This is a genomic window from Lysobacter arenosi, from assembly GCF_016613475.2.
Classification (GTDB): domain Bacteria; phylum Pseudomonadota; class Gammaproteobacteria; order Xanthomonadales; family Xanthomonadaceae; genus Lysobacter_J; species Lysobacter_J arenosi.
Genome location: NZ_CP071517.1, coordinates 261,316 through 279,275, shown reverse-complemented (window position 1 = coordinate 279,275; position 17,960 = coordinate 261,316). Strand labels below are relative to the sequence as shown.

The following is a 17,960-nucleotide window of genomic DNA, read 5'->3' as shown; positions in this document are numbered from 1 at the left end:
ATGCGATAATCGCCCGGCCGGACGTGCCATGCGCCCGGTTTACGAAATACTGGAGCCCGGAATGTCGATCGTCGTCCGCGACGTGCGTGAGCACGAGCTGGATTCCGTCCTTGCACTGAACAATGCCGCCGGCCCCGCGATCCTGCCGCTGGATGCGGCCCGACTGCGTCATTTCTTCGAAACCGCCGAATATTTCCGCGTCGCCGAACGCGACGGCGCCTTGGCTGGATTCCTGATCGGAATGGGCAGCCACAGCGAACACGACAGCAGCAACTTCCGCTGGTTCCGCGAGCGCTATCCCGATTTCTTCTATATCGACCGCATCGTCGTCGCCAGCCGCCGTCGCGGCGGTGGCGTCGGCCGCGCGTTCTATGCCGATGCCCAGAGCTACGCCGAGATGCGCTATCCGCAGATGGCCTGCGAAGTGTTTCTGGAAGGCAGCAACGACCCCGCCCTGCTGTTCCACGGCAGCTTTGGATTCCACGAGGTCGGACAACACATGATGACCGAGGCGGATGTACGCGCCGCGATGCTGATGAAACCGCTGTGCAGCTTTGCCTGGGTGCGCGACACCTACGGCGACGCGCTGCCGCAGGTACCCTGGATCATCCAGGCGCGCGGCCCGCGCAACCACGGTGGCCCCAAGGCCGCCGATGCGCTGATGCAGCGACCCACGGGAACCGGCCTGTGAGCGCGGCGATGGACTTTGAACCGGCCGGCGAACTCAAGATCGGCCAGGTCGGAATCGCCAATCTCCGCATCCGCACCCTCGACGTCGACCGCCTCGTCAGCGAGATGCGCGACCGCGTCCAGCGCGCGCCCAAGCTGTTCGCGCGCGCCGCGGTGGTGCTCGACTTCGGCGGCCTCACCCGCACGCCGGACCAGGCCACCGCCACCGCCCTGATCAAGGGCCTGCGCGAGGCCGGCGTGCTGCCGGTCGCCATCGCCTACGGCACCAGCGAGATCGAACAACTGTCCGAAGCACTGGGGCTGCCGCTGCTGGCGAAGTTCCGTGCCTCGTACGAACGCGACGAAGCCGCTGCCGCCGCCACACCCGCGCCGCAGTCGGCACCGCCGCCGCGCCGCGAGCCGGAACTGGCAGCCGCGACCAAGGCGAGCCCGGCCACCGCGTCGGCATCGCCGGGCATGATCCAGTCCAAGCCGGTGCGCTCGGGCCAGCAGATCTACGCCGAGAACCGCGACCTGACCGTTCTCACAACGGTGGGCGCCGGCGCCGAAGTCATTGCCGACGGCTCGGTGCATATTTACGGACCATTGCGTGGTCGCGCGCTCGCAGGCGCGCAGGGCAACGAGCAGGCACGGATATTCTGTCGCGAATTCCATGCCGAACTGGTTGCCATCGCCGGGCACTACAAGGTATTGGAAGAGATTCCCAAGGACCTGCGCGGCAAGGCCGTGCAGGTGTGGCTCGAAGACCAACAACTAAAAATCGCGGCACTTGACTGATGCCGCATCAACGGAGGATTTAACTTGGCCGAAATCATCGTAGTCACCTCGGGCAAGGGCGGCGTTGGCAAAACCACGACCAGCGCCAGCCTTGCCTGCGGCCTCGCACGTCGAGGCCACAAGGTTGGCGTCATCGACTTCGACGTCGGCCTGCGTAACCTCGACCTGATCATGGGTTGCGAACGTCGTGTGGTTTACGACTTCGTCAACGTCGTCAACGGCGAGGCGACGCTGAGGCAGGCACTGATCAAGGACAAGCGCTTCGACAACATGTTCGTGCTGGCTGCCTCGCAGACCCGCGACAAGGACGCGCTGACCAAGGAAGGCGTGCAGAAGGTCCTCGACGACATGATCGCCGACGGCTTCGACTACATCGTCTGCGACTCCCCGGCCGGCATCGAGAAGGGCGCCTACCTGGCGATGTACTTCGCCGACCAGGCCCTGGTCGTGGTCAACCCCGAAGTGTCCTCGGTGCGCGACTCCGACCGCATCCTCGGCCTGCTCTCGTCCAAGACCCGCCGCGCCGAGAACGGCGAGCGCGTCAAGGAACACCTGCTGCTGACCCGCTACAGCCCCAAGCGCGTGGAAACCGGCGAGATGCTCAGCGTCGGCGACGTCGAGGAGATCCTCGGCCTGAAGACGGTCGGCGTGATCCCCGAGTCCCCGGACGTGCTCAACGCCTCCAACAAGGGTGAGCCTGTGATCCTGGAGACCGAGTCCGACGCCGCACAGGCCTACGACGACGCCGTCGCGCGCCTGCTGGGCGATACCCGCCCGATGCGTTTCACCACTGCGGAGAAGAAGGGCTTCTTCAGCAAGATCTTCGGAGGTTGAGGATGGGCCTTTTCGATTTCCTGCTGGCCAAGAAGCAGACCGCGTCGATCGCCAAGGATCGCCTTCGCATCATCGTCGCGCACGAGCGCGCCGGTCGCGGCGGCACCAGCCCGGACTACTTGCCGATGCTGCAGCGCGAGCTGCTGGAAGTGATCCGCAAGTACATCAACGTCGACGCGGACGCGGTCAAGGTCGACCTGATCGGCGACGGCGACAACAAGGTCCTGGACATCTCGGTGGCGTTGCCGGAAAACCCGGCGCAGGCCTGACGCTCCCCCTCCCCTGCGCCAGCCGCAGGGGAGGCAGTACCACCCATGCTTACCCTGTCCGACATCGATTCCGTCCCGGTTGCCACCCTGCTCGCCCGCTACGGCCTGCAGCTTGAGCGCGTGGCCGATGGCCAGCCCATCCCGGGCAGTTACTGGGGCGAGTGCGAAGCCGGCCTGATCGGCCACAACGTCTATGCCCGCGGCGACACGCCGGTGCATTCGCTGCTGCACGAAGCCGCGCACCTGATCGTGTTGCCACCCGAGCGCCGCGCGCTGGTCCACACCGACGCCACCGACTCGATCGAGGAAGAGGACGCGGTGTGCGTGCTGCAGGCCCTGCTGGGCGATGCCCTGCCCGGCGTCGGCCGCGATCGCATCCTGGCCGACATGGACGGCTGGGGCTACACCTTCCGCCTGGGCTCGGCACGCGCCTATTTCGAGCACGACGCCGACAACGCCTGGCAATGGCTGCACGAGCGCGGCCTGGCTGACGCCACGACGCGTACCCTCAGCCCCGCTTAGCAGCCGCTGGCCCGGGCGGGACATCCGCACCTTGCACGACCGCGGACGGGCCACTAGCCTTCGGGGGCCTCGTCGCAGCAGCGCGGGCCCTACCCGGAGAGAACGATGATGAAACCTGTACGCGCCCTGCTCGCGCTCGGCATTACCGCCGCCGTGATCGGATTGGCCGGTTGCAAGAAGGAACCGACCCCGACCACGACGACCACGGGCGGAACCGCCGCCACCGCGCCCGCAGGCGAGACCGCCGACCAGTTCATCGCCCGGGTCAACGACGAATACCGCAAGATGTTCCCGGAGATGTCCGCCGCGCAATGGCTGTCGTCGACCTACATCAATGACGACAGCCAGCTGCTGGCCGCCAAGGCCAACGAGCGCTACCTCGCCCAGCTCAACAGCTGGATCGAGCAGTCGCAGCGCTTCGAAGGCCAGCAGATGTCGCCTGCGACCGCACGCGCCATCCAGCTGCTCAAGCTCGGCACCTCGATGCCGCCGCCGAAGGATCCGGCCAAGCTTGAGGAGCTGACCAAGATCGCCTCCAAGCTCGAGGGCATGTACGGCGCAGGCACTTACTGCACCGGCGACGGCGACGCCAAGAAGTGCCGTCAGCTCGGCGAGCTCGAAGACGTGCTGCGCAGCAGCCGCGACTACGACACCCAGCTCGACGCCTGGCAGGGCTGGCACACCATCGCCCAGCCGATGCGCAAGGACTACACGCGCTTCGTCGAGCTGGTCAACGACGGCGCCCATGACCTGGGCTTCGCCGACACCGGCGAGATGTGGCGTTCGGGTTACGACATGAGCCCGGCCGAGATGTCGGCTGAAACCGACCGCCTCTGGGGCCAGGTCAAGCCGCTGTACGAGCAGCTGCACTGCTACGCGCGCACCCGCCTGGAAGCCAAGTACGGCGACGACAAGGGCCATGTCACCGGCAACATGCTGCCGGCGCACCTGATGGGCAACATGTGGCAGCAGGACTGGGGCAACCTCTGGGACATCCTCGCCCCGTACCAGAACGCAGGCAGCCTCGACATCACCGCCGCGCTGGAGTCGCAGTACCAGGCCGCGTATGACGCGCAGCTGGTCAAGCACGCCGGCCAGCGCACGCCGACCGACCTGGCGCAGATCGAGCAGGACGCCAAGCTCGCTTCGGCCAAGCTGATGACCGAACGCGCGCAGGACTTCTACACCTCGCTGGGCATGCAGAAGCTGCCGGCGAGCTACTGGGACAAGACCCAGTTCATCAAGCCGCGCGACCGCGACGTGGTCTGCCACGCCAGCGCGTGGGACATGAACATGGCCGGCGACGTGCGCACCAAGATGTGCATCAAGCCGAACGAGGAAGACTTCACCACCATCTACCACGAGCTCGGCCACATCTATTACGACTTGGCCTACAACAAGCAGCCGCCGCTGTTCCAGCAGGGCGCGCACGACGGCTTCCATGAAGCCATCGGCGACACCATCGTGCTGTCGATGACGCCCAAGTACCTGCAGTCGATCGGCCTGGTCGGCGACCAGCAGCAGAGCAACGAGGCGCTGATCAATGCGCAGATGCGCATGGCCCTGGCCAAGGTCTCGTTCCTGCCGTTCGGCCTGATGATCGACCGCTGGCGCTGGGGCGTGTTCGACGGTTCGATCAAGCCGGGCGAGTACAACAAGGCGTGGTGGGACCTGAAGGCCAAGTACCAGGGCGTGGCCCCGGTCTCCGCGCGCGGCGAGGACTACTTCGACGCCGGCGCCAAGTACCACGTGCCGGGCAACACGCCGTACACGCGCTACTTCCTCTCGCACGTGCTGCAGTTCCAGTTCTACAAGGCGCTGTGCGATTCGGCCGGCTACAAGGGCCCGCTGTACGAGTGCAGCTTCTACGGCAACAAGGAAGCCGGTGCGCGCTTCCAGGCGATGCTCGACAAGGGTGCCAGCCAGCCGTGGCAGAAGACCATGAAGGAACTGACCGGCGGCGAGAAGATGGACGCCTCGGCGGTGCTGGAATACTTCGCGCCGCTGCAGACCTGGCTCAAGCAGCAGAACGAAGGCAAGACCTGCGGCTGGCAGGCCAATGGCACGGCCGCGGCTGCGCCGGCGGCGAAGCCGGAAGCCAAGCCGGAGACTGCGAAGAAGGGTTGAGTTCCTTCTCGTGCGAGGAAAAAGGCCGGCGCTCGCCGGCCTTTTTTTTTGGCCGGAGCAACGTCCATGGGTTCCCGCCTTCGCGGGAATGACGGGACACGTCTGCTACGGTGATTGCTCCCCCGCTGCAAAGGAAACCGACCATGCCACTGGTACGTGTAGACCTGATGGAAGGAAAGGACGATGCCTGGCTGCAAGGCATCGGCGATGTGATTCACGCCGCGATCGAGGACGTCCTCAAGGCACCGAAGGACGACCGCTTCCAGGTATTCACCCGGCATCCGCGCGGCGAGCTGTCGATTGACCGCACCTACATGGGCATCGAACGCAGCGACGACTGCATCCTCATCCAGGTCACGATCAGCCAGGGCCGCAGCGTCGAAACCAAGCAGGCCTTCTACCGCGCCGTGGCGGACGGCCTGCACGCACGGCTGGGCATGCGCACGCAGGACGTGTTCATCAACCTGGTCGAAGTGGTCAAGGAAAACTGGTCGTTCGGCGACGGCATTGCCCAGTACGCCTAGCGGGCGGGCGGCGGACTGCGCTATATATGGAGCTATATAGCGACTAGTTGCCGCCCGGAGCAGCCCCATGTCCGCCCCGCCCGTGCTTCGCCGCCTTGCCCTCCTCGCACTGCTGGCCCTGGCCGGCCCTGCCGCCGCCGAGGAACCGGTCCGCGTCTTCGCCGCCGCCAGCCTCACCAACGCCCTCAACGACATCGGCGCCGCCTGGGAAAAGGCCGGCCACCCCAAGCCGAGCCTGGCCTACGCCGCCTCCTCGGCACTGGCCAAGCAGATCGAAGCCGGCGCGCCGGCCGACGTTTTCGCCTCGGCCGACCTGACCTGGATGGATTACCTCGACCAGCGCGGCCGGATCGCACCCGGCACCCGCGTCAGCCTGCTCGGCAACGACCTGGTGCTGATCGCGCCCAAGGGCCGCAGCGTCCCGGTCGAGATGAAGCGCGGCTTCGACTTCGCGGGCGCCTTCAAGGGCAAGCTGTGCACCGGCGAGCCGGGCGTGGTGCCGGTGGGCATCTACGCGAAACAGAGCCTGGAGGCGCTGGGCTGGTGGGCGTCGCTGAAGGGCCGCATCGTCGGCACCGACGACGTGCGCACGGCGCTGGCATTCGTCGAACGCGGCGAGTGCCCGCTCGGCATCGTCTACGCCACCGACGCGAAGGTCAGCAGCAAGGTCGACGTGCTCAAGGCCTTCCCCGCCGACACCCACAAGCCGATCGTGTACCCGTTCGCGGTGGTCAAGGGCGCGCGCCCGGAAGCGCAGGCCTTCGTGCGCTTCGTGCAGACCTCCGCCGCCGCTGCGGATATCTTTGACCGCTACGGGTTCACCCGCCTCAAACCCTGATCCGCATGTGGCTGTCGCCAGAAGAGTGGGATGCATTGCGCCTGTCGGCGAAGGTAGCGCTGTGGTCGACCGCGGCCTGCCTGCCGTTCGGCATCGCGCTGGGCTGGCTGCTGGAGCGCAGGCGCTTCCCCGGCAAGTTCTGGATCGACATGCTCGTGCAGCTGCCGATGGTGCTGCCACCGGTCGTGCCGGGCTACCTGCTGTTGCTGCTGCTGGGCACCAATGGTCCGCTCGGCGCATGGTTGCAGGCCACCTTCGGGATAGTCGTCGCCTTCACCTGGAAGGGTGCGGTGATCGCCTCGGCGGTGATGGCATTTCCGCTCATGGTGCAGCCGATCCGGCTGGCGTTCCGCCTGATCGATCCGCGCCTTGAAAATGCCGCGATCACCTTGGGCGCGCGACCGTGGAGCGTGTTCTTCAGCGTGACGCTGCCGCTGTCGGTGCCGGGGATCATTGCCGGCAGCTTCCTGTGCTTTTCGCGCAGCCTCGGCGAGTTCGGCGCGACGATGGCGTTCGTCGGCAATATTCCCGGCGAGACCCGCACCCTGCCGCTGGCGATCTACAGCCTGACCCATGTGCCCGACGGCGAAGCGGCGGCGATGCGGCTGTCGTTGCTGTCGATCGTGCTGGCCGTGGCGGCGCTGCTGCTGAGCCGCTGGGTCAGCCATCGCGCGGAGCGCAAACTGGGCTTCCAGGATCACAGGCACCAGCATGCTGAGCTTTGACCTCGACTTCGCCCGTGGCGATTTCACGTTGGCGGCGCGTGCCGAGGTCGATGCCGGCGTCACCGGCGTGTTCGGCCCGTCGGGCTCGGGAAAGAGCACATTGCTGGCATTGATCGCCGGACTGCTGCGCCCCGGCCGCGGCGTCATCCGCGCCGATGGCGACGTGCTGGTCGATACCGCCAGCAATCGATTCGTGCCGCCATGGGATCGGCATTTTGGCCTCGTGTTCCAGGACGGCCAGCTGTTCCCGCACCTGACCGTGCGCCGCAACCTGCTGTACGGCCACGACCGCATCGCGCCGCAGATGCGCCGGCATGACCTGCAGTCGGTGGCCGAGCTGCTGGAGATCGTGCCGCTGCTCGACCGCCGCCCCGCCCTGTTGTCCGGTGGCGAACGCCAGCGCGTCGCCCTCGGCCGCGCACTGCTTTATTCGCCGCGCCTGCTGCTGCTCGACGAGCCGCTGTCGTCGCTGGACGAACGCCTGAAGCAGCAGATCCTGCCGTTCCTGCGACGCATCAAGGAAGAGACGCGCGTGCCGATGCTGTACGTCACGCACTCGCGCAACGAGATCGATTACCTCGCCGATGCCGTCATCACGATGGATCGCGGCCGGCTTGGTGTGGCGCCCTAGGCGCCGACGGCAAGGATCACGCCGGAGGCCTTGAAGATCGCCGCGGCCTCGACGCCTTCGGCCAGCTGCAGTGCCAGCGCCGACGTGTTGGTGATGATCGCCGCGACCGAATTGCCGCCGCCCAGGTCGATCACCACCTCGGCATTGACCGCACCCGGTTGCACCCGCGCCACCTTGCCCTGCAGTCGATTGCGCGCCGACAGCTTGACGTCGGCGCCGGTGGCGACGATCACGCTCGACGCCTTGACCAGCGCGACCGCACTGTCGCCCACCGCCAGCGCCATGTGCTGCAGGCTCTCGTGGGTGATGATCGCGACGATGCGCGCACCACCGGACAGTTCGAGTTCGACTTCATCGTTGACCGCACCGGTGGCGATGCGGACGACCTTGCCGGCAAAGTGGTTGCGTGCGCTGGTGAGCATGGCCAGTCTCCCGATGGTTTCCAGTTCCGCCGCCGCGCCGGACATGCGCGCGTTGAGGCGCTCGATGAAACGTTCGTTCTCTTCCTCGACTGCCTGGTAAGCCGCAACCAGCCGTCGACCGTGATCGGTCAGACGCGTGCCGCCACCGCCCTTGCCTCCGACCGCGCGTTCCACCAGCGGCTGATCGGAGAGGTTGTTCATCGCATCGATCGCATCCCATGCCGCCTTGTAGCTCAGGCCGACATCCTTGGCCGCGGCGGTGATCGACTCGGCATCGCCCAGCGCGGCCAGCAATGCCATCCAGCGCCGGCCGCCGAACGGGCCACGCCTGGCTTCCACGGTCAGTGCGCTGTTGATGCGGAACGATGAATCGGTCATGGCGGCGAGTCTGGCCACCTACACTACAAGCCGCAACCCCAGCCGCGTCAGCGCCGACCTCAATCGCAGCGCCCGTCCCGTTGCGCCCTGCTGGCTTTGCGAGACGTGGATGCCGACCAGCCTCGCATCCTGCGTCATCCATGCCGCGCCCGAATCGCCGGCGGCGTAGGCGGCATAGCCGGGCGGCATGCCTGGCTCGGGCAATACTTGGAAACCTTCGGCATCGACCTGGCCGATGCGCGCCCGCGTCACACCGGTCGCGAATCCCGACTTGACCACCGTCATGCCGCTGACGGGTTCGACAACGCCCTGCCACGCGCCCAGTTCCAGGATGACTGGCGTCGTGGTGATGGTGCGGGCGATGCGAAATGCCACCACGTCCAGGCCGGCGACGAACTTCATGTCGGCCAGCGATTCCGACACCAGCGCACCGACCACACGCAGGTCCGGCTGGAATACATCCATGCGCAGCGCATTGGTGCGCGTGAGCACGTGCCTGGCGGTGATGCCCCATCGGTCCTGCCCGTCGCTGGTTGCCAGGCAGCCCAGCGTGCCGAACGTACCCAGCTCAGCCGACGAGATCGCCACGCCGGCGCGCAACGGCCGGTAGCGCAGACGGTAGTTGGCGATCATGGCCCGATCACCGCGTCCACCGCGTCACGGCGAGTCGATCTGCCCGGCGCGGGCTTCCAGGCGCTGCGATTGCGCCGGCTCCAGCTCGGGCATGAAGTCGAGCCCGGAACGCTCCTCGATCCAGCGCACCGGCTTGATGAAATCGGCATGCGAGTACGGCGACGGCGGCTTGGCATTGGCGATCACGAAAGCGACGGTCTCGACGGCGCCGTTGTCCTGCTCGCTGACCACGATCTTGAACAGGTGCGTCGGCACGGCAACGCCGGCGCCGATGGTGAAGTACTCGACCCAGCCGTCCGCGGTCGCGGCCTGTTCCTCTTCCGGGTCGTAGAGCAGCGCGCCGGTGATCACCCAGGTCACCGCGCTGTCGGCGGCCATGGTGCGCACGCGTTTTTCGACCTGGCTCCAGACGCCGGAATTGAATCCTCCCAGCTGCGGCGACATGTTCGACAGGTAGAAAGTCTCGTCGAGCAGTCGCTTGCTCCAGGCGTGGTCCTCGGCCGGCGCATGGTGGCCGCGCGCATAGCCCGAACCCTTGTAATCGGCCAGCTCCGCATGCGGTCCGGACAGCTCCGGATCGGCGCGGAAATTGTCCTTGCGCGGATAGCGGCTGGTGAGGTGCTCCGGCACCAGCCGCTCGCAAACCCACAGCGGAATCCGGTACTGGCCGCTGTGCTCGAGCGCGTAGCCGTCGCGGACGACGAACTCGGTGAAACCATGGTCCCAGCCGGGCGCATGCTGCGGCATGCCGAACGGGCACAGCTCGGCGACCTTGTCGATCTCCTCCGCGGTCAGCTCGCCGCCCTGCAGCGCCTGGAAGGCGGTGTGCTGGGCGCGTTCCATGCGTCTGGTCGGCGCATGCGTGGCGCACGATGCCAGCAGCACGCAGGTTGCCACCACGGCCAGGCGCTGGTTCATGGTCCTTCACTCGCTCGAGGCGCACTCCACCAGAGCAGACAACGCAGCGCTCGCGGCCCGACGGCGAGGCCTATGGCGGCGGCCCGCCGCTTCCCCTATGTTGTCGGCACACCCAATCACGACGGCCGCGCCACATGTCCGATTCATCCGTGCATCCGGATCACCTCAAGCGCAGCCTGTCCAACCGGCATCTCCAGCTCATCGCCATAGGCGGCGCCATCGGCACCGGCCTGTTCATGGGTTCGGGCAAGACCATCAACCTCGCTGGCCCTTCGATCCTGCTGGTCTACCTGATCATCGGCATCATGCTGTTCTTCGTGATGCGGGCGATGGGCGAGCTGCTGCTGTCGAACCTGGAGTACAAGTCGTTCATCGACTTCTCCACCGACCTGCTCGGACCCTGGGCCGGATTCTTCTGCGGCTGGACGTACTGGTTCTGCTGGATCATCACCGCGATCGCGGATGTCATCGCCATCGCCGCCTACGCGCAGTTCTGGTTCCCCGGACTGGCGCCATGGATACCGGCGGTGATGTGCGTGGTGCTGCTGCTATGCCTGAACCTGGTGACGGTGAAGCTGTTCGGCGAGATGGAATTCTGGTTCGCGCTGATCAAGATCGTGGCGATCTGCGCGCTGATCGTCACCGGCCTGGGCATGGTTGCCTGGGGCTTCCAGTCGCCGTCGGGCCATGTCGCCTCGCTGTCGAACCTGTGGAGCGACGGCGGCCTGTTCCCGACCGGCATCGCCGGATTCTTCGCCGGCTTCCAGATCGCGGTGTTCGCCTTCGTCGGCATCGAAGTGGTCGGCACCACCGCCGCCGAGACCGCCAACCCGGAGCGCAACCTGCCCAAGGCGATCAACTCCATCCCGGTGCGCATCATGCTGTTCTACGTGCTGGCGCTGGTGGCGATCATGGCGGTGACGCCGTGGCGCGAAGTGGTGCCGGGCAAGAGCCCGTTCGTCGAACTGTTCGTGCTCGCCGGCATCCCGGCCGCAGCCAGCCTGATCAACTTCGTCGTGCTGACCTCGGCCACCTCCTCGGCCAACAGCGGCATCTTCTCGACCAGCCGCATGCTCTACGGCCTGGCGCAGGAAGACCACGCGCCCAAGTCGTTCGCGCTGCTGTCGCGCGCCGCGGTGCCCTCGCGCGGCCTGCTGTTCTCGTGCCTGTGCCTGCTCGCCGGTGCGATGCTGGTGTACGTGATCCCGAACCTGGTGACGGCCTTCACCCTGATCACCACGCTGGCCGCAGTGCTCTTCATGTTCGTCTGGTCGCTGATCCTGTTCGCCTACATCGCCTACCGCCGCAAGCGTCCGCACCTGCACGAGGCCTCGAAGTTCAAGATGCCCGGCGGCGTGGCCATGTGTTACGCCTGCCTGGTGTTCTTCGCCTTCGTGCTGGTGCTGCTGACCCTGCAGGCCGATACCCGCCAGGCGCTGATGGCCAGCCCGGTCTGGTTCGTGCTGCTCGGCATCGGCTACCTGTGGCGGCAGCGCCGCGGCGTGGCACTCGAGGCCGGCTCGGCCTGAGCACGTTCTTGGGGGCAATCGTTTGGGGGCGATCGGGCATCGCCCCCCATTCAGGTCCCGGGTCGATAGTGCCGACCCTGCCGGACAGCCCGCCATCGTGACCTTCGACACCCCCCGACAGAGCTGAACCAGTCTAATGTCCGCCGATGCCCCGCCCAGGGGACGTCGTTTCATTTCCAATGCCTGACCGGCCGGAGCCCTCAGTGAGCCTCAACAAACCGCAAGTCCTCGTACTTTCCCTTGCCGTCGTCACCGCCCTGGCCGCCTGTGCCAAGAAGGAAGAAGCCGCGGCGCCGGCCGCCGACGCCGCCAAGCCGGCCGAAGCCTCCGCACTCAAGCTCGACGAAAGCAAGCTGCCCGGCGTGAACCGTTTCACCATCGCCGACCTCGACACGAGCAAGGACGCGTGCACGGACTTCAACGGTTACGTCAACGGCAAGTGGCTCGCCGCCAACGCGATCCCGGGCGACCGCACCTCGTGGGGCGCGTTCGAAATGCTCAACGAGCGTTCGATCGCCGTGCAGCGCCAGCTCGCCGAGCAGGCCGCCGCCGACACCAAGGCCACGGGCGTGGAGAAGATCGTCGGTGACTTCTGGGCCACCGGCATGGACGCTGCCAAGATCAACGAGCAGGGCATTGCCCCGCTGAAGGGCCACCTCGACGCGATCGCCGCGCTCGACAGCCAGGAGAAGATCGCCGACTACCTGCGCACCAGCGCCGCCAAGGGTGAGAACTTCCTGTTCGGCTTCGGCGCCGAAGCCGACTTCAAGGATTCCAAGAACAACATCGCCTACGCTTCGCAGGGCGGTCTGGGCCTGCCGGACAAGGCGTACTACTTCGACGCCGACAAGAAGGACAAGCTGGCCGCCTACGAGCAGCACGTCGCCAAGGTGCTGGAGCTGAGCGGCGTTGCCGCCGCCGACGCCGCCAAGCAGGCCAAGGACGTGGTCGCGTTCGAGACGCGCCTGGCCAAGGCTTCGGTCGACAAGAAGACGCTGCAGCGCGACGTCTCGCTGTACTACAACCCCGTCAGCCCGGCCGACGCCGACAAGCTGGCGCCGAACTTCCCGTGGACGAAGTTCTTCGAGTCGCAGGGCGTTGCGGTGCCGAAGATGTTCTCGCTGGCGATGCCGGACTTCCACAAGGAAGTCAGCGCGATGCTGGCCGACGTGCCGGCCGCGCAGTGGCAGACCTACCTGCGCTTCCACACCATCGACAGCGCCTCGCCGTACCTCTCGGACGCTTTCGTCCAGGAGAACTTCGCGTTCTACAACCAGACCATGCGCGGCCAGAAGGAGCTCAAGGAGCGTGGCAAGCGCGTGCTGGCGACGATCGAGGACCAGGCTGGCGAAGCGCTGGGCCAGATGTACGTCAAGGTCGCCTTCCCGGAAGAGTCGAAGGCGCGGATGCAGACGCTGGTCAAGAACCTGTCGGAATCGCTGAAGGGCCGCATCGAGCACCTGGCCTGGATGGGCGACGACACCAAGAAGAAGGCGATGGAGAAGTGGGCCGCCTTCACTCCGAAGATCGGTTACCCGGACAAGTGGCGTGAGTGGAACGGCCTGAGCACCACCCGCGACAGCTACATCGGCAACGTGCTGGCCGCCCAGGAGTTCAACTACAAGTGGAACCTGGGCAAGATCGGCAAGCCGGTCGATCGCACCGAGTGGGGCATGCCGCCGCAGATGGTGAACGCCTACTACAACCCGCTGCAGAACGAGATCGTCTTCCCGGCCGCGATCCTGCAGCCGCCGTTCTTCGATCCGAATGCTGACGACGCCACCAACTACGGCGGCATCGGCGCGGTGATCGGTCACGAGATGACCCACGGCTACGACGACCAAGGCAGCCGCTTCGGGCCGGCCGGCAACTTCGAGGTGTGGTGGACCGACGCCGATGCGAAGAGCTTCTCGGGCCGTACCGACAAGCTGGTGCAGCAGTTCAACGGTTACGAGGCAGCTCCGGGCATGAAGGTGAAGGGCGACCTGACCTTGGGCGAGAACATCGCCGACCTGGGCGGTCTGGCCACTGCCTACGACGCGATGAAGAAGGCCACCGACGGCACGCCGGATCCGAAGACCGACGGCCTGACCCGCGACCAGCGCTTCTTCCTCAACTGGGGCACCGTGTGGCGTCGCAACTTCACGCCGGATGAGCTGAAGCTGCGCGTGAACACCGACGAGCACGCTCCGGCGAACTTCCGCGCGATCGGCGCTCCGTCGAACCTGCCGGCCTTCGCTGCTGCGTTCTCGTGCAAGCCGGGCCAGCCGATGGTCCGCGAAGGCGACAAGCAGGTCGTGATCTGGTGATGTAACGCTTTACTCCTGGCCCTCGTCGGCAAGGCAGAAGGCCCGGGACCTCCCGGGCCTTCTTTTTTGCGCCCTACTTCGCCGGGATCTTCTCCGCGATGCGCGCCAGCATGTATGCATGGAATGGGTTGTAGCTGAGCCGGCTCAGGCTCTCCTGCGAAACCACCAGCACGTTGCGCTCACCGCGCACGGCCAACGCCCCCAGCTGCACGATCGCCTTCCCCGACGGCACGTTGCCGTAAAGCGCATCGTCCTGCGCGAACGGCAAGCCAATGTGCGACAACGAATACACCTCAGCCGGATAGCGCACACCGACAGGCTGCTGCTTGACCACGTCCGACCCGACGTCACGCGTCCGTGCCACCACCGCCGCATCCTCGGACGACGCCGCGCCGACGACCGTGAGCGTGTATCGCCGCGCCGGATCCTGCAGCACATCGCCCACCCAGTCGGTCGCGGTCGTACGCAACACGGGCGCGATCACGCGGCTGCGGTTGACGTCGAACAGCACCAGCTCGCTGCCATTGGTGGCGAGGCGATCGAATAGGCGCGTCATCACTGCGTGTGCACCGACCGTGTCGTCGACCACCGACTGGAACGCCAGGATCGGTGGCACCTGGTTGAGGCGCCGCTGCGCAGTCACTTCCTCCATCACCACGTGCAGCTCGTCGGTGACCAGGTACGACTCACGCGCCGCGCGCACCGGGAAGGAGTTGTACTTGAACGCGTTGAATTCCGGCAGCACGTCCAGCCAGGCCGACTTGGCGTAGCGGCTGAACAGCGCAGGCCAGCCGGCGATGCCGGCGAAACGGGCGAAACGGTTGACTTCGATCATCGGCGACATCAGCACGATGCGGTCGACGTCGCGCTTCTCGCCGCGTTCGATCCGCGCCATGACGTAGTGCATCGCCAGCGCGGCGCCATTCGAATAGCCGACCAGGTGAACCGGCAGGCGGCCGGCGGCACGGCGCCGAGCTTCGGCCATCGTCATCTCCAGCGTCGCGTGCCACTCCTTGCGTCCCGCCTTCGTCAGTCCTGCCGGCACGGTGCCGTGCCCCGGCATGCGCGGCGCGATGGCGATGAAGCCATGCCGTCGATACAACTCGGCCACGCTGCGCATGCTGTACGGCGAGTCCGTGAGGCCGTGCACCAGCACGACGACGCCTTTCGCCGCGCCGTCGGGTTCGAGTACGTACGAGCGGTTCCAGTCGTGGCCGAATGCCTCCGGCGAAGTCAGGCTAGCGGGGTAATAGCGATTGAGCAGGGTACGGTCGCCGGGCTTCATCGCGCTGTCGAGCTTGCGACGCAGTTGCTCGTACATGCGTTGCTCGGCAGTCAGATAGCCTTGCCAGTTGCCGGCGGAAATCTCGCTGGCGGCGGGCTCGTCGGGAATGATCGTGTGCCACGGTTGCAGCGACGGTCCCTGCGTTGACTGGCAGGCGCGCACGGCCACGACCACGAGCACCAGCAGCGCCACGAGTACCGCGCCCTTGCGCAGCAGCGTGCCGGCGACGGCAAGGATTCGCGACACGAGTGACGATTCCGGCAGCGGATCCAGGTCGTCGTCATCGGGGGTGGTGGCCATGCGCGGTTCCCTGCCTGGGCAAGATGCGAGGGATGGTCGCACGATCCGCGGCCACCGCCAGTGCTGCGAAAAACGGCCCAAACCCCGCGCCCGGCGGCGTTCGGGATGGCCAGATGGGCATCACATGGCCGCTGCTAGACTCCGGGCCACCCCGTCTCCCCCGAACGGATTCCGCCATGAACCTACGCCCGCTTGCCTGTGCCCTGGCCCTGAGCCTGATCGCCGGACTCGCCTCGCCGCCCGCCGATGCGCAGAAGAAGCGCGCTGCCAAACCCAAGGCCGCCGCCGCGGCAAGCGCGTGCAGCGACTTCTACGCCAACGCCAACGCCGACTGGCTCAGGAGCAATACCTTGCTGCCCAACGTCGGCTCGGTCTCGGCGCTGGAGCAGCTGGGCGCACGCTCGCGCCAGCAGCAGCTGGACCTGCTCGATGCCGCGTCCAAGGCGCCTCAAGGCAACGTGCAGCGATTGCTCGGCGACTTCTGGGCCAGCGGCCTGGACGAGGCCGCGGTCGAACGCGATGGCGCCCAGCCGATCGCGCCGCTGATCGGTCGCATCGATGCGATCAAGAGCGCCAAGGACATCCCGCCTGCGATCGCGGCATTGCATCAGGTCGGCATCCCGGTGCTGTTCAACTTCGGTGCCGACATCGACCTCAACGACTTCAATCGCCACATCGGTTACTTCGCCCAGGGCGGACTCGGCCTGCCCGATCCGGCCTACTACACCCGCACCGATGCCGACACGCGTGCGCTGATGGGGCGTTACAGCAGTTACGTGCAGAAGATCCTGGCCCTGACCGGCACGCCGCAGGCACAGCTGGCGGCCGACGCGCAGTCCGTGATCGACCTGGAAACGCGGATCGCCTCCGCATCAAGACCGCTCCTCGACCTGCGTGACCCGCGCAGCAACTTCGGACCGGTGGCGACCAATACCCTGGGCAAGAAATACAAGCGCCTGCAACTGGACCAGTTCCTGAAGGTCCAGGGCGTCAACGACGACACCGTGTCGATGGCGAACCCGGCGCTGTTCGCACAGCTCGACAACCTGGTCGGCAGCCTCAAGCCGGCGCAGTGGAAGGCGTACCTGCGCTGGCGCATCGGCGATGCGATGGCCCCTTACCTGGCAAAACAATTTCGCGATGCCAGCTTCGAGTTCCGCGGTCAGGTGCTGCAGGGCCTGGCCGCGCCGCCGTCGCGGCCACAGGCCGTGCTCGATGCGATCACGCTTGCCGCCGGTCCGATGGTCGGACACGAATACGCCGCCCGCTACCTGCCCGCCGCCACCGACAAGCGCGCCGAGGAGATCGCGGCGAAAGTGCGCGATGCGCTGGGACAGGCACTCGATCGCGACACGCGATTCAGTGCAGCCGCCAAAGCCGAAGCCAAGGCCAAGCTCGACGCCCTCAAGATCGAAGTCGGCACGCCCAACCGCGACCTCGACTACACCGTGCAGCCGATGGGCCGTGGCAGCTTCGGCAGCAACATGCTGATCGCGTCGACCTGGCGCCATCGCGAAGAGATGAAGCGCATTGGCCGCGGCAATGCCGATCGTCGCTGGGACGTGTTGCCGCAGGAACCCTCGCTGGCCTACGACATCACCCAGAACCGCCTGATCGTGACCGCGGCGATGCTGCAGCCGCCGGTGTTCGACACCGGCAAGTCGGCGGCCTGGCTGTACGGGTCGTATGGCGCGCTGGTCGGCCACGAACTCAGCCATGGCTTCGACAACCGCGGCCGCTTCGTCGACGCCAAGCAGGAGCTGCGCGACTGGTGGACGCCGGCCGAGGCCTCGGCCTGGGATGCACTGAGCAGGCGCGTGGCCACGCAGTACGGCGGTTTCGACTATCCGGGCTTGGGCGGCACGCGGGTCAATGGCACGCAGACCGCCGGCGAGGACATCGCCGACATCGCCGGCGTCGAGCTGGCCTGGGCGGCATGGCACGCATCCGAACCGGCCGCCGCGAAGCCGGCGAGCGAGGACTTCTACAAGGGCTGGGCCGCGCTATGGCCGCAGCACATGACCCCCGAGGCGGCGAGACAGCGCGCGGCCACGAGCGTGCATGCGCCGGGGCGCTGGCGCGCGAATGGGCCGCTGCTGAACCAGGCGAGCTTTGGTGAAGCGTTCGCGTGCAAGGCCGGTAGTGGCATGCAGCTGGCGGCGGATCAGCAGATCAGGTTGTTCCCGTAAGGGAGCAACGGCAACGTCAGGATGGATCCCGGCGTTCGCCGGGATGACGTGAGGTTGCCG

17 protein-coding genes are annotated in these 17,960 nt (G+C 66.6%); 13 read left to right on the top strand and 4 right to left on the bottom strand.

Annotated elements, in window-relative coordinates:
- Positions 1-61 precede the first annotated feature (61 nt).
- The 10 genes from HIV01_RS01430 (at position 62) to HIV01_RS01385 (ending at position 7,937) form a co-directional block, all read left to right on the top strand.
- The gene (locus HIV01_RS01430; protein ID WP_200604505.1) at positions 62-691 is read left to right on the top strand and encodes a GNAT family N-acetyltransferase; all 630 of its coding nucleotides are present in this window, start codon (positions 62-64) and stop codon (positions 689-691) included.
- An 8-nt stretch (positions 692-699) separates the two neighbouring features.
- Positions 700-1,467: a septum site-determining protein MinC gene (gene minC, locus HIV01_RS01425; protein WP_200604504.1), complete on the top strand. Its 768-nt coding sequence runs from the start codon at positions 700-702 to the stop codon at positions 1,465-1,467.
- Positions 1,468-1,491: 24 nt separating this feature from the next.
- Positions 1,492-2,301 carry a septum site-determining protein MinD gene (gene minD, locus HIV01_RS01420; protein ID WP_200604503.1) on the top strand — a complete coding sequence of 270 codons (810 nt, stop codon included), beginning with the start codon at positions 1,492-1,494 and terminating at the stop codon, positions 2,299-2,301.
- Between the two features lie 2 nt (positions 2,302-2,303).
- The gene (minE, locus tag HIV01_RS01415; RefSeq protein ID WP_158734134.1) at positions 2,304-2,570 is read left to right on the top strand and encodes a cell division topological specificity factor MinE; all 267 of its coding nucleotides are present in this window, start codon (positions 2,304-2,306) and stop codon (positions 2,568-2,570) included.
- Positions 2,571-2,615: 45 nt separating this feature from the next.
- Positions 2,616-3,092, top strand: coding sequence for a hypothetical protein (locus HIV01_RS01410; RefSeq protein WP_200604502.1), 477 nt, complete (start codon positions 2,616-2,618; stop codon positions 3,090-3,092).
- A 108-nt stretch (positions 3,093-3,200) separates the two neighbouring features.
- The gene (locus HIV01_RS01405; RefSeq protein WP_200606283.1) at positions 3,201-5,219 is read left to right on the top strand and encodes a M2 family metallopeptidase; all 2,019 of its coding nucleotides are present in this window, start codon (positions 3,201-3,203) and stop codon (positions 5,217-5,219) included.
- A 143-nt stretch (positions 5,220-5,362) separates the two neighbouring features.
- On the top strand, positions 5,363-5,743 hold the full coding sequence (locus HIV01_RS01400; RefSeq protein ID WP_158733256.1) for a tautomerase family protein: 381 nt from the start codon (positions 5,363-5,365) through the stop codon (positions 5,741-5,743).
- Between the two features lie 67 nt (positions 5,744-5,810).
- Entirely contained in the window at positions 5,811-6,581 is a 771-nt protein-coding gene (gene modA / locus HIV01_RS01395; protein WP_200604501.1) for a molybdate ABC transporter substrate-binding protein, read from the top strand.
- A 5-nt stretch (positions 6,582-6,586) separates the two neighbouring features.
- Positions 6,587-7,306, top strand: coding sequence for a molybdate ABC transporter permease subunit (modB, locus tag HIV01_RS01390; protein WP_200604500.1), 720 nt, complete (start codon positions 6,587-6,589; stop codon positions 7,304-7,306).
- The gene (locus HIV01_RS01385) at positions 7,293-7,937 is read left to right on the top strand and encodes an ATP-binding cassette domain-containing protein (protein ID WP_200604499.1); all 645 of its coding nucleotides are present in this window, start codon (positions 7,293-7,295) and stop codon (positions 7,935-7,937) included. The genes modB and HIV01_RS01385 overlap by 14 nt, the downstream gene beginning before the upstream one ends.
- Here HIV01_RS01385 and HIV01_RS01380 read toward each other — a convergent pair.
- Genes HIV01_RS01380 through HIV01_RS01370 form a run of 3 tightly spaced genes read right to left on the bottom strand, consistent with a single transcriptional unit; the run spans position 7,934 to position 10,288 of the window.
- Positions 7,934-8,737: a TOBE domain-containing protein gene (locus HIV01_RS01380; protein ID WP_200604498.1), complete on the bottom strand. Its 804-nt coding sequence runs from the start codon at positions 8,735-8,737 to the stop codon at positions 7,934-7,936. The genes HIV01_RS01385 and HIV01_RS01380 overlap by 4 nt on opposite strands.
- A gap of 18 nt (positions 8,738-8,755) precedes the next feature.
- Complete coding sequence (locus tag HIV01_RS01375; RefSeq protein WP_200604497.1) at positions 8,756-9,370, bottom strand: chymotrypsin family serine protease; 615 nt, start codon at positions 9,368-9,370, stop codon at positions 8,756-8,758.
- A 24-nt stretch (positions 9,371-9,394) separates the two neighbouring features.
- Positions 9,395-10,288 carry a DNA/RNA non-specific endonuclease gene (locus HIV01_RS01370; RefSeq protein WP_200604496.1) on the bottom strand — a complete coding sequence of 298 codons (894 nt, stop codon included), beginning with the start codon at positions 10,286-10,288 and terminating at the stop codon, positions 9,395-9,397.
- Positions 10,289-10,422: 134 nt separating this feature from the next.
- Here HIV01_RS01370 and cycA point away from each other — a divergent pair, with 134 nt between their 5' ends.
- Both cycA and HIV01_RS01360 read left to right on the top strand, forming a co-directional pair.
- Positions 10,423-11,817: a D-serine/D-alanine/glycine transporter gene (gene cycA / locus HIV01_RS01365; protein WP_200604495.1), complete on the top strand. Its 1,395-nt coding sequence runs from the start codon at positions 10,423-10,425 to the stop codon at positions 11,815-11,817.
- A 179-nt stretch (positions 11,818-11,996) separates the two neighbouring features.
- The gene (locus HIV01_RS01360; protein ID WP_200604494.1) at positions 11,997-14,126 is read left to right on the top strand and encodes a M13 family metallopeptidase; all 2,130 of its coding nucleotides are present in this window, start codon (positions 11,997-11,999) and stop codon (positions 14,124-14,126) included.
- 73 nt (positions 14,127-14,199) lie between these two features.
- On the opposite strand, the gene HIV01_RS01355 is transcribed toward HIV01_RS01360, so the two are convergent.
- Positions 14,200-15,711, bottom strand: coding sequence for an alpha/beta hydrolase (locus HIV01_RS01355; protein ID WP_200604493.1), 1,512 nt, complete (start codon positions 15,709-15,711; stop codon positions 14,200-14,202).
- Positions 15,712-15,887: 176 nt separating this feature from the next.
- Here HIV01_RS01355 and HIV01_RS01350 point away from each other — a divergent pair, with 176 nt between their 5' ends.
- On the top strand, positions 15,888-17,900 hold the full coding sequence (locus HIV01_RS01350; protein WP_207527047.1) for a M13 family metallopeptidase: 2,013 nt from the start codon (positions 15,888-15,890) through the stop codon (positions 17,898-17,900).
- The last annotated feature ends 60 nt before the right edge of the window (positions 17,901-17,960 follow it).